This window comes from Tepidanaerobacter sp. EBM-38 (genome assembly GCA_001896545.1).
In the GTDB taxonomy this organism is placed as follows: domain Bacteria; phylum Bacillota; class Thermosediminibacteria; order Thermosediminibacterales; family Tepidanaerobacteraceae; genus Tepidanaerobacter.
In genome coordinates this window covers 93,792-107,953 of record MPOT01000027.1, presented here as the reverse complement: position 1 = coordinate 107,953, position 14,162 = coordinate 93,792, and the positions used below count along the sequence as shown (strand labels likewise).

Genomic DNA, 14,162 nt, shown 5'->3' with positions numbered 1-14,162 from the left:
CTTTTAGAAAGCAGGAGATGCCATCTCCTGCTTTCCAATAAATTATTATTCAAATGCATTCTTCAAAGGTTCGAGAACATCAGCTATATTTGTTACTGAATCTAATGGAATTTTATTTTCCGATGCTATTTTAGTAAACAATCCGTCTTTGTTTCCTTCTTCAACTACAATAATATAATCAGCCTTTTTAGCTGCTGGAACTATAAATTTATCGGATAAATCTCCCCTACGGTTTTCACCGCCTACATGAACTACTATAATAGTCATATTTTTATCCTTAGCTGCGTCAAGTAATGCTTCCAATCTTTTCAATTCATCATCTGCATTAATTCCTGCTGCTCCTAAACCCTTAGAACTTCCTCCTACTGCTAAAACTAGCGTTTTCTCATTACCAATTTCATCTGATTTTACTAATTTATCTAAATTATACTGTATTCCAGCATTATCCATTAAAGCTTTTACCATTTCTACATCAGCACTTTGACCTATAGATGTAAGAAGAGCAGGCTGTTTAGCAATTGGTCCTTCAAGCCCTACTACTTGGGACATTTCTTGTGAATTGTTACTGGAATCGTTATCTCCTGCCGGCTGATTTGATTCTTTTGATCCACAAGCTGTTACAGAAATAACTAGTAGTATTGAAATAGTAATTAATAAAAGTTTTTTACATATCCTATTCATTAAATCTCCTCCCAACAATTTGTTAATATGCTGCTGCTTTTCCGTCTAGCCTAGGGTCTGCTCCACCATGTAATTTGCCGGATTTATCAAACATTACTCCCTGAACTGCACCAAAATCACCATCATAATCTTTATCACTAACTTCAACATAGTGTCCTCTTGACTCAAGTTCTTCAACTGTTTTTTTATCAAATCTACCTTCTAACTTTAGTTCTCCCCGTCTGTCATACATTCTAGGAACATTTATGGCCTCTTGAATATCCATATCATAATCTATTATATTACTGATCACCTGAGCTACTGTTGTTATAATTCTTGTCGCTCCCGGAGATCCTAAAGTCATAAAAGGTTTCCCGTCCTTTATTACTAAAGTTGGAGTCATACTGCTCAAAGGTCTTTTACCTGGCTCGATGGAATTAGAACAACCTGGCTTCACTTCAAAATCGTCCATTTGATTATTTAGTAAAATACCAGTTCCAGGTACCGTCACACCAGATCCAAAATAATAGTTTATGGTTTGTGTTACTGCGACCATATTGCCTTCTTTATCCATAACTGAAAAGTGTGTTGTACTTCCACTTTCATATTTGTAAGGATTACCTGCTTTTACATCTTGAGCTGATTTATTCATATCTATCTTTTTATATAATTCTTTAGCATAGTCTTTGGATATTAATCCTGTTAATGGAACATCTACAAAATCAGTATCAGCCATATACTTATCACGATCAGCAAACATAAGTTTTATAGCCTCAGACCAAACGTGAATAGAATCCGTAGTATTATGACCTAAATCTCTAAGATTGAAATTCTCCAAAATATTTAATAATTGAACTAAATGAGTTCCACCAGAACTAGATGGGGGAACTGAAACTATCTCATATCCGCGATATGTTCCCTTTACAGGTTTTCTTACCTTTACTTCATAGTTTTCAAGGTCTTCTAGTGTCATTATTCCACCGGTTCTTTGAACTTCATCAACTATAGCTTTTGCTATTTCCCCTTTGTAAAAGGCATCTTTGCCTTCCTTGGCTATCTTTTTTAAGGTATTTGCCAAATCTTTGTTTGTAAATATATCTCCCTCTTCATAGGGCAGGCCATTTTTTAAATATATTTCTTTCGTAGCCTCAAAACTATTAATTCTACCAATATTTTCACCCATAATTCTTGAAAAGTTTTTAGACACAACAAAACCATTTTCCGCAAGATCAATTGCTGGCTGCAACACTTCTTCCCTAGTCATAGTCCCATACTTTTCGAGAGCCATAAGCAGACCTGCAATTTCACCTGGGACTGCTACGGATTTACCTCCTAAGGTAGATGCCTCGTTAATTGGTCTTCCATTTTCATCTAATTCATACATACCAGGTGTAGCATTTTTAGGAGCTACTTCTCTAAAATCTAAAAATACTTCCTCACCCGTATCAGCATATCTTATAAGCATAAATCCTCCTCCACCGAGGCCCGAGGCATTGGGTTCTACTACTCCAATAGCAAAAGCTGTAGCAACTGCAGCATCTATAGCATTACCACCTTTTTTTAATATCTCTACACCGACCTCGGATGCTTCAGGTTTTGCCGCAGATACAACCCCATTTTCTCCTATAGCATCCCTGTTCAAATCAATACTCTTTTCAACTTTTTTTTCAACTTTATTTTCTTCCACTGGAGGTTTTGCTGTATTGCCACAACCTACTAATGTTGTAACAAATACTAACAAAATAATAATTGACAATAATTTTCTTTTTGACATAATGGTTCCCCCTTCAATAGTCTTGTTTATTTATATATTTCTCGAATAATATATTAATCCCTATTTTTTCTCTTATTTCTCTTTACTAAAATCTCTTTCAATAATTTATAAAGTTTTCTTGGATAAATATCCATTTATAAATAGATATTTATCCAAGAATCCCATAATACTAAAAATGTATTATGGGATTTGCGAAAAACTTTTATTCCCAATGCACTTCTTCTACATTTTTCATAGGGCTTCCAAGGATATTTTCCCCTATTTTTATAAAATTCTCTACACTCCCACTAGTATAGAATTTATATGTAGCTTCTTCTTTTTTGTCTAGTTTCAAGTGAGATTTAGCTTGGACTACTACTTCTACAGCAGGGTCTACTATGGTAACATCTGGGGAGATAAACTTTTTTATCACCGGAAGTAATACTGGATAATGGGTGCATCCTAACACAAGTGTATTACTATCGCTATCGTCGAAAACTGATATATATTTACGAACAATTTCTTCCACTTCAGGCCCCGAAATTTTTCCTGATACTACCAAGTCATAAAAAGGTGGGCAGGCTTGACCCATGACTTCCACATCTTTATCTAAATCCTTTAAAGCATTTTGATATGCACCACTTTCTATAGTGAAGACTGTCACAATGACACCGATTTTTTATTTTTCGTCGCCTTTAATGCTTCTTTAGCTCCAGGCTTTATTATTCCTAGGACTGGAAAGTCATATTTGCCTTCTACAACAATATCCAATGCTGCTGTGGCAGTATTGCATGCCAAAATAGCTAGCTCAATATCTTTTTTGCATAGAAAGTCAAGGGTCTGTTGAACAAATTGCGTAATTTCTTCTTTAAGGTAGAAGAACAGATTGCCTACAATTCTATATCGGTAACATTTCTTGCTTTTATAAACTTGGATTTACCGAATTATGTAATGTATGTTCATCTCTAGATACTATTTTACTATTACTATGGACTTCTGCCAACATAATCTTTATGAAAATTCGATTTATGGAAAAAGGTTTTGATATTGTAAATTCATTGAGATAGTGATAAAATGTACAAAGAAATGCAATACACCAAGAGAGAAGTAGTTACTGACCTTAAGGTTGCATTAGCTTATATTCTAAAATCTTGGATGCGTTCCGGGATTGAGGAGGTTAAAATCTATATGTTATATGTGTTTTAGCCTCCATAAATATTAAAATTAGGAGGTTTTTTGATGTCCAAAACACAAGATTTTATTGATGATGAAAAGATTATCAGGCAGTTGGAGGAGGGAAAGGGCGCAGAAAAGTCGGAAATCAGGGAGATTTTTGCCAAATCTAAGGAAAAAAATCGCCTGGAGCCGGAAGAGACGGCAAAGCTTTTGCAAATCGAGGATGAGGATTTGCTGGAAGAAATGTTCTCACTGGCAAGGCAGATAAAGGAAGATGTTTATGGCAACAGGATAGTATTCTTTGCCCCCTTGTATATCGGCAATAATTGCATCAATAACTGCCTATACTGCGGGTTTAGACGTGACAACAAGTCTATCGTCAGGAAAACATTGACAATGGATGAACTAAGAGATGAGGTTATCGCCCTTGAAAACAGTGGGCAAAAAAGGCTTATACTTGTTTACGGTGAACATCCCATGTATGATGCCGACTTTATAGTTAAAACCATCAAGACAACGTATGAGACAAAAACGGGAAATGGTGAAATTCGCAGAGTAAATATCAATGCCGCCCCTATGGATGTGGAAGGTTATCGAAAGCTTAAGGAGGCCGGAATCGGCACATTTCAAATCTTTCAGGAAACTTATCACCATGAAACATATGCGAAGATACATCCGAAGGGAGATATGAAGAGCGACTATCAGTGGCGGCTCTATGGACTTGACAGGGCACTTGAAGCCGGAATAGATGATGTGGGAATTGGCGCGCTCTTTGGTCTGTATGACTGGAAGTTTGAGGTAATGGGCCTTTTATATCATACTATTCATCTTGAAGAAACCTTTGGAGGCGTCGGTCCTCACACTATTTCTTTTCCAAGGCTTGAACCGGCTTTAGATACGCCATTTGTACAGCAGACAAAATATAGGGTATCTGATGACGACTTCAAGAAACTCGTAGCCATAATCCGGCTTTCGGTGCCTTACACCGGAATGATTTTAACCGCCAGAGAAAGCCCCCAAGTAAGGAAAGAAGTTATACCGCTTGGGGTATCGCAGATTGATGCCGGCTCAAGAATAGGCATCGGCGGCTATGCCGAAGCCGCAAAAGGTTATATCCCCGAGAAAGAGCAGTTTCATTTGGGAGATATAAGGTCACTTGATGAAGTTGTCCGTGAAATTTGCAGCTTTGGGTGTATTCCATCCTTCTGTACAGCAGGATATAGGGCAGGCAGAACTGGCGATCACTTTATGTCGCTTGCCAAACCCGGCTTTGTTCATAACTACTGTATGCCAAATGCTGTGCTGACCTTCAAGGAATATCTTTTGGATTATGCTTCCGAAGAAACACGTGCAGTTGGCGAGGCAGCCATACAAAAACAGCTCGAGGCCTTTGAAAAGGAAAGCCCTGCAAGAAGAAAGTATGTTGAGGATAAACTAAAGCTGATTGAGCAAGGTCAACGTGATGTATATGTTTGATGATAAATTTAAAGATATGATAGTATCTTGCCTTACAGAGGCACTGGATGCTGAGGACCTAAAATCCGCCCTTGAAAAATCCTCTAAAATCATAACAGCATTTTATCCAAATACTAAGTTATGGTTTACAAAAAGTTTTGGCAAAAGATGGTCCTTTATTGCAGGGGCAGGAGTAGACTCCTTCATTGAGCCTCAAAGAATCGAATATCAGGATGGTTACGCAGCATTTTTACAAAACTTTACTTTTAAGCAAGAGGAGGAAAAGGCGGTCTTGACAGACCTTTTCAGGATAATCACCACCATCCAACACCAATAAATTCATGAGAAAGCCAGGAGCTCTCTATGTAAATTGAAAGCCCCTGGCTTTAAATATTTCAACATATTCTTTAGCTTTTATTGAAAAGGACGATATAGCCCGAGCATCTTCAAAACAAGGGTTTTGCATAGGCTGATTGTCTTTTGTTCTGCAACGCTGGATTACGTACCTTTTAGCTCGAAAAATCCATTCTAAAATTTGGACATAATCATCTTCGTAAAGCGTCGGCCAGGCGGTAGTTCTAAATTCATAATCAATGCCACTTTGTTTGATAAGTTGCATGCTCTTTGAAATAGAATCGCAAGATACTGAGCCTTTGCATATTGCTCGATATTTTTTAGGCGGAGCTTTGATATCCATGGCTATAAAATCAAGTAAATTGTTTTCAATAAGCTGATTGAGCACTTCGGGCCTTGTGCCATTTGTATCAAGCTTAAGCTTAAAACCCAAATCTTTGATTTTTTGGGCAAAATCTACGAGGTCCTCTTGCAATGTAGGCTCGCCTCCGCTTATAACCACCGCATCTATCAAGCCATTTCTTTTTTGAAGAAACTCAATTATTTCATTTTCTTCATATAGGAAATCTGAGTCTTTTGAAATAAGCTGTCGGTTGTGGCAGTAAATACAGTTCATATTACAGCCGCATGTAAATACTACAGATGCCAGCAAACCCGGATAATCTACTGTTGAACACTTATGCAGCCCGCCTATCAGCATAATTGATGTTCCCCAAGTTTAAACATCTTGCGATTAGCATACTCTTCCTGCTTACCTTTATTAAAGTTCTTTACAGGTCTGAGGTATCCGGTAACTCTCGTCCATACCTCAGTTTCTTTGCCGCACTTAGGGCATATAGTTTGTTCCCCTCGAAGATATCCATGGTCGGGACAAATGCTGAAGGTGGGAGTTATGGATATATAAGGTATTTTATAATGGGTGAAGATCTTGCGTATAATGTTTTTACATAACGATATGTCTTCTATGCACTCGCCTAAGTAAACATGGCAAACGGTGCCGCCGGTGTATAAGGCTTGCAGTTCATCCTGCAGCTCCATAACTTCAAAAATATCATCTGTGTAATCTGCCGGGAGCTGAGTTGAATTTGTATAATAAGGGACATCCTTGCCTGCTGTTGTAATAAACGGATATTTTTTTGTATCCAGCATCGCCAAACGGTAAGAAGCTCCTTCGGCCGGTGTAGCCTCAAGGTTGTAAAAATGACCGGTTTCTTTTTGAAAATCAACGAGCTTTTCCCGTAAAAAGTGCATAACATCTAATGCAAACTGCAGCCCTCCCTTGGCAGCTATCCCAGCACCTACAAAATTTTCCAGTGCTTCGTTCATCCCGATGATTCCGATGGTGCTAAAATGATTGTACCAGTACTCGCCAGTCCTCTCTTTGATATGACGCAGATAATATGTCGAATAGGGATATAAGTTTGCCTCAGATTGCTGTTCGATGACTTTTCGCTTTATTTCCAGGGAAATTTTAGCTAGTTCCGCCATCTGTTCCAATCGCTTAAAAAATTCGTCTTTTGTTCGGGAAAGATAGCCTATCCTGGGTAGATTTATTGTGACAACACCGATAGAACCGGTCATAGGATTACTACCGAAAAGGCCACCGCCTCTTTTTCTTATTTCCGAAGTATCAAGCCGCAGTCTGCAGCACATCGATATCGCATCTTCCGGTGAAAGGTCCGAATTTATGAAATTTGCAAAATAAGGTATGCCATATTTGCAAGTAATTTTCATAAAATCGTCAACTACCGGGTTTTCCCAGTCAAAATCCCAGGTGATGTTGATTGTGGGGATGGGAAAGGTGAATACTCTGCCTCTTGCATCACCCTCTAGCATAACTTCGCAGAAGGCCCTGTTGAATATATCCATTTCTTCCTGAAAATCACCATAAACCTGTCTCATAGCTTGTCCGCCGATAATAACCGGGTGATTCCTTAGGCCTCTCGGCACTTTGATATCAAAGGTAAGATTTGAAAAGGGACATTGAAAGCCGACTCGCGTGGGAACATTTAAATTGAATACAAATTCTTGAAGACATTGTTTGACTTGGGCATATGAAAGGCCGTCGTATCGAATAAAGGGAGCGCAATATGTATCAAAGCTGGACCATGCTTGAGCTCCTGCCGCTTCACCTTGAGTTGTAAAGGTTGAATTTACAATCTGGCCGAGAAAAGAGCGAAGATGCCTTGCCGGCCGACTTTCTACTTTTCCTTTAACACCCCCAAAACCTTCCATTAAAAGTTGCCTTAAATCCCAACCAGCACAGTAAGGGCCAAAAAACCCCAGGTCATGAAGGTGTATATCGCCGGATTCATGAGCAAATCTCACATCTGGAGGGTATACTTCATAGAGCCAGTATTTTTTCGTAAATACTTCTCGCACATAATTATTAAGGCCATTTACGCTTCTTCCGGTATTGGCATTTTCCTCTACATGCCAATCTCGGTTGCCCAGGTAATCTGAAAACATTTCAACTGTGGCTTCGATGAGCGCATTGCCTTCATCGCATTTTATTATTTGAGTAATCATAAATATTCCTCCACAAAAAAATTAATCCTCTCGACAAGTAGTCAAGAGGTTATAAAAAACCATAGAATATAAATTTCATATCCTGCCCCCTATCGACCGTAGAGTAAGGTGTTTGACACAGGCAGGTCTTCTGACTTAGGTTCATAGATACTGTAGGCCTTCCCGAAAAACTCAGTGGCAAATTTACAGCATCTCACCAACACAGCGGCGGGACCGTGCAGGATTTTTACCTGCTTCCCTTTTAACCGAAATATTATATCGGCACCTGTGCTTAAATATTAACTTATCAACATATGGATAGTTATATTGTAACGCATACTATATATTGTGTCAATGCTCTTGCACTATTATAAATGAAGCTTATCTTGGAAATTCTGTATTTCTTTAGTTAACAAGATACTTTTCGTATTTTTTCAATATGGCAATATCAATTTCACCTTTTATCTTTACTCCATCGTCCTTATATTCAATTTCATTAATCAGACCGTTTTTATGGATTTCATCCACAGCCAAACCGCTATCATAGGGTATAAAAAGCTCAGCCTTGCGGCGATTGGAGGGAAGTATACGGCATATCGCCTCTAAAAGCTTATCTAGGTTTTTGCCTGTCAATGCAGAAATTCCTATGGTATCATCTTTGTTATATCCCTCGATAAAAACACTTGCATCCCCGCTTATGTCTATTTTATTTATGGCAATTATTATAGGTGTTTGTTCTGCGCCTAGTTCTTTTAAGACTGAATTTACTACGGAAATATCTTCGTCTATTGTAGGGCTTGAACCGTCAGCCACATGAATTAAAAGATCTGCTTCTTTTACTTCTTCCAATGTAGCTTGAAAGGCTTCCACAAGGTGGTGAGGAAGCTTGCGTATAAATCCTACTGTATCTGATAAGAGTACTTTTCGCCCGTCAGGGAGAACAAGACCGCGAGTGGTGGTATCAAGTGTTTCAAAAAGCCTGTCTCCTGTTTTTACATCGGCATCTGTTAAGGCATTCATCAAAGTAGATTTACCCGCATTTGTATAACCCACAAGGCTTATTACAGGATAGCTGCGGGACTGGATGATAATCTTGCGACTTTTTTGTACATTTTTAAGCTCCTCTTTTAGATGATGAATTCTACGGCGAATATGGCGCCTATCGGTTTCCAGCTTGGTTTCACCCGGTCCACGAGTACCAATTCCACCGCCTTCTTGGGAAAGCTCTATACCTTTTCCCGTAAGCCTTGGCATCATATATTGAAGTTGTGCAAGTTCCACTTGAATCTTGCCTTCGGAGGTCTTGGCTCTTTGAGCAAATATATCAAGTATAAGCATGGTTCTGTCGATTATCTGAACACCTGTGAGATCTTCCAGATTTCTAATTTGAACCGGAGAAAGCTCATCATCGCAGATAATGGCATTTGCCCCAAGAGCTTTTACTGCTTGTGCTACTTCTTCTGCTTTGCCTCTGCCTACATAGTAAGCAGGATCTATTTTATTTCTTTTTTGTACTGCCTCCCCAACTACCTCCACTCCTGCGGTTTGGGCTAAAAGTTTTAGTTCCTGAAAGGAGTCTTCATCAGATATATCATTGCACATACTTAAAAGCAGTGCTTTTGTGCTTTTATCTGAAGTTGAAATCATTGCAACACCTCTTGTATTTTGTTACATATGTCTTCTTGACAAAGAAATGCAGATTACTTTGCTCTCTCCAGCCATCTTGCCGCACCTTGAGCATATGCTGCTGCTCCAATTGGCAGACAATCCTCATTGAAAATCACCTTGGGATGATGCCCGCCATAGCAATATCCTTCCTCAGCACTGCCGGTACCTATTATAAAGAACATGGAGGGAACTTTAGCAGCAATTTCGGCAAAATCCTCCGAACCGCTCATACGTTGGTCAACTTGGGCTACGCCCTTTTCACCAAGCATCTCTTTTAAGGCTTCACCTATTATATCAGCCATCTTGGAATCTATATTGAGTGAACATACAGAACCTTTATATTTAATCTCTGCACTGCCGCGGAAAGTAGAAGCTACTCCATCCGTTACCTCTTGTATTCTCTTTAGCATATAGCTTCTTACTTCTTCGTTAAATGTCCTAAGAGTTCCTTCTAAAACAGCCTTTTCGGGAATTACATTTCCTGCTGCTCCGGACTGAAATTTGCCTACTGTTAAAACAACCATTTCCTCAGGATTTGCTTCACGGCTTATCAGTTCCTGAAGTGCAAGGTGTAGATGGACCCCCATGTTAATTGGATCAATTGAAAGCTGAGGGCATGCACCGTGGCTTCCTAAGCCATGGAGTGTGATTATAAAATAATCGGCAGATGCAGCTACTACCCCTTTATTGTAACCTATAAATCCTGTGGGCAAAAGCGGTATGACATGTGCTGCCATAGCTGCATCTACTTTCGGATTTTCCAGGATTCCATCCGCTATTAAAGCTTTCGCACCTTCAAGTGTTTCTTCGCCAGGCTGGAAAACAAGCTTGACGATACCTTCAAGTTCTTCTTCGGATTCCTTTAGCATCTTTGCAGCAGCAAGCAGCATAGCCGTATGCAAGTCATGTCCACATGTATGTGCACATTTCCCCTTAGCTGCAAAAGGCAGGCCGCTTTCTTCTTCCATGGGCAGTGCATCCATATCAGCTCTCAGCAGTATTACTTTGCCGTCTGTTTTTTTGCCGACAGTGGCTGTTACTCCATAACCGCTTATTAGTTTAGGTTCATAACCCATTTCTCTTAGCTTTTCAACCACAAAACCACTAGTCTTGGGAAGCTCCATTCCTAGTTCCGGAATTTGATGCAGATACCTGCGATTTGCAATTATTTCTTCCTTGATTTCCATTGCTCTTTTTAGATAATCCATTACGAATTCTCCTCTAGTAATAATTGATTTCAGTGCAGAAAGTTATGTTAGCAAATTTGACATGCCGTAGCATCAAGCAAGACATGTTATTCTAAAATGCAATCATTTATTGTCACATTCACCTTTACATAATAAGAGTTCTGCATTTAAATCACAATTGCCTTTGCCTTGCTAATAGCTAAGTAAGTGGAAACCGCTTATTTCTCCAATATGGCATATGCACGCGTAAAGCCACCATCGGATTTATCTATAAGCAGTGGGGCAGCAGAAAAGAATACTCTTTGCACATCTATTTCATCAAGCCGGTTAAGATTTTCTATTATAGGTATGCCGCTTCCCATAAGGATTTTATGCACAGGTGCGGTTGTGCTTTCTACAGGATCAGGTGAAATAAAGTCAATTCCAAGTGCTTTTATATTCAGTTTTACTAAAGCCTGTGCCAGTTCCTCTGAAAGATAAGGTGAATCCTCAATATATTTGGGGTTGCCCCAGTATTTGGAATATCCGGTTCTTATAAGCACTATGTCGCCGGGTTTGATATCACAGCCTTTTAATACATCCGCCTCGATTGCCTTTTTGCAATCTACCTGAGCATCTACAATCACCGCATAGCCTACAAAAGTATCCAAGGGAATCTCGTCCAATGTTTTTGCTCCCTTTATGCAGTGAGCAGGCGCATCACAGTGTGTCCCAACATGGACACCGGCATGAAAATCTGTAACCCTAAAACCCCCCTCATCTATCTGGGCAATTTGCTTAATAGAAATAGGAGCTGTCCCAGGAAATAAAGGCATACCAACTTTATAACTCTGTGATAAATCAACTATCTTCATATTAACCCTCCTTATTTAACACATATTTATATATGGCATAGCCTACTCCTGACATATCATTCGACAGTGTTACATAATCTGCCACTTTCTTCAGTTCTTCTTCTGCATTATCCACAGCAATGGACAGACCGGCTACTTCGAACATGCTTATATCATTGTGGTTATCACCGAAAACCACAATTTCTTCGAAATCGATATCAAGATGCTTAGATAGAGTTATAAGTGCGTTGCCTTTTGACACGCCCCAACTCATAATATCGATTAGACCCCTTCCGGAACTTACGATAGCCAAGCTGTTGTCTGTGTTTATATCTTTATTTAACCTTTCCAAAATATGTTTATCTTGGTCGTTTATCAAAACTTTAATTATATCCTGATTGGAAATATCTAAATCCTTAACGCTATAGCTTTGGGCTTGTAGTTCCTTTTTTACGCTCATATTGTATTCTCTAACTAAATTTATGCGTTTTGAGTTTTCGCTGTAATAAATGCCCTCAGGAGTATATACTAAATAGTCCAAACGGTTGTCTTTGCAATAGTCTACAAGCTTTGCGGCAATATCCGGCTCCATTGTTTTCATATACAAAATTTCACCTGTTAGAACATCCTTTATCAATGCACCGTTACAAGCTATTATAGGAGTTGCCAAGTCCAGTTCGTAAAGGTATTTGTTTGCAATAAGGTCATGCCTGCCGGTTGCTATAATAACCTCTTTGCCCTTTGCTTTTAGAATCTCAATAGCTTTTCGATTTTCATCGGTTATTTCTCCGGCAGCATTTAGCAGTGTTCCATCTAAGTCGCATACAATCCATTTATATTCATTCGCCATTTACTTACACTCAATCCTTCTAGTATATTTATGTATACAATGTGTTAAGTTAAATATCTATTACATCATCTTTTTCTTTCAAATCCTGGCTTTCTGCTACTTGGGTATTTGCCCATCTATCGCCCAGTCTTCTACCGTCATTATCTGTTACTGCCAATACAATTTCAACTACCATCAAAACTAATCCAACTATACTGCCGATTATCCATCCTAAAATAGGTACTATGCCAAAAGCACTGCCTATAGCAATAGGTAAGTTCCTCTTTACAGATATTGTCCAATCTATGTCTTTACCTTCCAGAGAAACAACTTCAAGTCCCATAATCTTTTTACCGATACTACGATTTTTAAAATCTGCATTTTTTGTTATTTCAAAGGCTATGGCATCCTTTGTCAGAAGGTAAACCGTGCTCACAATTGCTCCCAATATCGGAATATAGATAAGTAAGCTCGCAATAATGCCGTCAATCAATGCCGCAAGAAACCTTTTGAATAAATCCGCCTTTTTATACTGCATATCACTTGCCCCCCTTACTTTAAAATATTTTTGTAAACCATTGTAAAATTTGCATGAATATTTTTCACGCGTTGCTGTATTTCGTTTTGTATTTGCAGATCTCCAATTTTTAATATAAATAATGGTCTTTACTGCTTACATGGGCAATACAAACTTCATAATCATTGCAAAATGCAGTACCGAGCCTACAGAAATAAATATGTGAAAAATCTCATGGAAACCAAATTTATTGGGAATAAAGTTGAAAATCTTCGTCGCATAGATTATTCCTCCAATGGTATAAGACAGGCCTCCTAAAAATAAAAGCAAAATTGCCTCTTTAGGATATGCCTGGATTAATTTAGCCATTGGAACTATAGCCATCCAGCCAAGTACAATATAAAATATCGTGGAAACCCAGCGGTGTACTCCTACAAAAAACATCTTTATGATTATACCTACAAGTGAAAGTCCCCAAATAATCGCAAGCATCACCCACCTCCATGTTCCTTCTAGGCCAAAATAGAGCACTGGCGTGTATGTGCCTGCTATTAAGATAAAAATTGAGATATGATCCAATTTCCTGAGTATAAGCTGTTTTCTAGGAGTAGTCTTGGCCCAATGGTATGCAGTGCTTGCTCCATAGAGTATAATAACACTGGCTCCGTAAATTGTCAGCGTAATCAGTTTCTCAGGGTTATTATATGAAAATACAATTAAAAAGACTAGGCCGACAATACCTGCTAAAAAGGTGATAAAATGGGTCCATGTGTTCACTGGTTCCCTCATCATTGCTGTGCCTCCTTAAATTGCCGTTGTATTTATTATCAAATCATCCAATTATATAATACATCCGTATATAATATAGTTATTCGTCATAATATATGCAATTCCTTCAAATGTATTTAGCTATATAGCAAAAACCGCCCGTAAAACAAGTTTGGATTTTATTTCGAAAGTTTATCTATTATCTTGATCATTTCATCGATTTTCTGTTTTTTATCTGCCTGGTCACCGGAATCGAAAACCTCGGTTACGCAGTGCTTTAAATGAGCATCGAGTACATCCTTATTGATATTCTTTAGAATCGCAATAGATGCCATCAGCTGATTAGAAATATCGATACAGTAGCGATTATCTTCTACCATTTTGATAAGCCCATCAATCTGCCCTCGCACGGTTTTAAGCTTTCGCAGCGTCTGCTCTTTATCTGCTTTCAAGT

Annotated in this window: 15 protein-coding genes and 1 riboswitch; of the genes, 2 read left to right on the top strand and 13 right to left on the bottom strand. The window is 38.7% G+C overall.

Annotation, left to right across the window (positions count from 1 at the left end; genetic code table 11):
- Positions 1-45 precede the first annotated feature (45 nt).
- From BUC45_RS03170 to BUC45_RS03155, 4 genes are all read right to left on the bottom strand, one after another.
- Positions 46-681, bottom strand: a complete 636-nt coding sequence (locus BUC45_RS03170; RefSeq protein ID WP_296970242.1) for a DUF6305 family protein — start codon at positions 679-681, stop codon at positions 46-48.
- Between the two features lie 22 nt (positions 682-703).
- Entirely contained in the window at positions 704-2,434 is a 1,731-nt protein-coding gene (ggt, locus tag BUC45_RS03165) for a gamma-glutamyltransferase (protein ID WP_296970241.1), read from the bottom strand.
- Between the two features lie 202 nt (positions 2,435-2,636).
- Positions 2,637-3,077 carry a hypothetical protein gene (locus BUC45_RS03160; RefSeq protein ID WP_296970240.1) on the bottom strand — a complete coding sequence of 147 codons (441 nt, stop codon included), beginning with the start codon at positions 3,075-3,077 and terminating at the stop codon, positions 2,637-2,639.
- Positions 3,074-3,211, bottom strand: a complete 138-nt coding sequence (locus tag BUC45_RS03155; protein ID WP_296970239.1) for a hypothetical protein — start codon at positions 3,209-3,211, stop codon at positions 3,074-3,076. Before BUC45_RS03155 ends, BUC45_RS03160 begins: the two co-directional genes overlap by 4 nt.
- 441 nt (positions 3,212-3,652) lie before the next feature.
- On the opposite strand from BUC45_RS03155, the gene hydG reads away from it, so the two are divergent.
- Positions 3,653-5,065: a [FeFe] hydrogenase H-cluster radical SAM maturase HydG gene (gene hydG, locus BUC45_RS03150; protein WP_296970238.1), complete on the top strand. Its 1,413-nt coding sequence runs from the start codon at positions 3,653-3,655 to the stop codon at positions 5,063-5,065.
- A complete protein-coding gene (locus BUC45_RS03145; protein WP_296970236.1) occupies positions 5,058-5,381 on the top strand; it encodes a hypothetical protein in 324 nt (107 codons plus the stop codon). The genes hydG and BUC45_RS03145 overlap by 8 nt, the downstream gene beginning before the upstream one ends.
- A 24-nt stretch (positions 5,382-5,405) precedes the next feature.
- On the opposite strand, the gene BUC45_RS03140 is transcribed toward BUC45_RS03145, so the two are convergent.
- The 9 genes from BUC45_RS03140 to BUC45_RS03100 all read right to left on the bottom strand — a co-directional run bounded on the left by BUC45_RS03140 (position 5,406) and on the right by BUC45_RS03100 (position 14,160).
- Positions 5,406-6,098 carry an anaerobic ribonucleoside-triphosphate reductase activating protein gene (locus BUC45_RS03140; protein ID WP_296970234.1) on the bottom strand — a complete coding sequence of 231 codons (693 nt, stop codon included), beginning with the start codon at positions 6,096-6,098 and terminating at the stop codon, positions 5,406-5,408.
- Positions 6,092-7,927 (bottom strand): ribonucleoside triphosphate reductase, encoded by a 1,836-nt coding sequence (locus tag BUC45_RS03135; protein ID WP_296970233.1) that lies wholly within the window; start codon positions 7,925-7,927, stop codon positions 6,092-6,094. Before BUC45_RS03135 ends, BUC45_RS03140 begins: the two co-directional genes overlap by 7 nt.
- A gap of 102 nt (positions 7,928-8,029) precedes the next feature.
- Positions 8,030-8,211: riboswitch (cobalamin riboswitch) on the bottom strand.
- 100 nt (positions 8,212-8,311) lie between these two features.
- Positions 8,312-9,553, bottom strand: coding sequence for a GTPase HflX (gene hflX, locus BUC45_RS03130; RefSeq protein WP_296970231.1), 1,242 nt, complete (start codon positions 9,551-9,553; stop codon positions 8,312-8,314).
- A gap of 53 nt (positions 9,554-9,606) precedes the next feature.
- Positions 9,607-10,782, bottom strand: a complete 1,176-nt coding sequence (locus BUC45_RS03125; protein ID WP_296970229.1) for a M20 family metallopeptidase — start codon at positions 10,780-10,782, stop codon at positions 9,607-9,609.
- A gap of 197 nt (positions 10,783-10,979) precedes the next feature.
- The gene (locus BUC45_RS03120; protein ID WP_296970227.1) at positions 10,980-11,615 is read right to left on the bottom strand and encodes a cyclase family protein; all 636 of its coding nucleotides are present in this window, start codon (positions 11,613-11,615) and stop codon (positions 10,980-10,982) included.
- 1 nt (position 11,616) lies between these two features.
- Positions 11,617-12,444 (bottom strand): Cof-type HAD-IIB family hydrolase, encoded by an 828-nt coding sequence (locus BUC45_RS03115; RefSeq protein ID WP_296970225.1) that lies wholly within the window; start codon positions 12,442-12,444, stop codon positions 11,617-11,619.
- A gap of 49 nt (positions 12,445-12,493) precedes the next feature.
- On the bottom strand, positions 12,494-12,961 hold the full coding sequence (locus tag BUC45_RS03110) for an RDD family protein (protein ID WP_296970223.1): 468 nt from the start codon (positions 12,959-12,961) through the stop codon (positions 12,494-12,496).
- Between the two features lie 135 nt (positions 12,962-13,096).
- The gene (locus tag BUC45_RS03105) at positions 13,097-13,729 is read right to left on the bottom strand and encodes a hemolysin III family protein (protein WP_366749604.1); all 633 of its coding nucleotides are present in this window, start codon (positions 13,727-13,729) and stop codon (positions 13,097-13,099) included.
- A 158-nt stretch (positions 13,730-13,887) separates the two neighbouring features.
- The gene (locus BUC45_RS03100; protein ID WP_296970219.1) at positions 13,888-14,160 is read right to left on the bottom strand and encodes a metal-sensing transcriptional repressor; all 273 of its coding nucleotides are present in this window, start codon (positions 14,158-14,160) and stop codon (positions 13,888-13,890) included.
- Positions 14,161-14,162 lie beyond the last annotated feature (2 nt).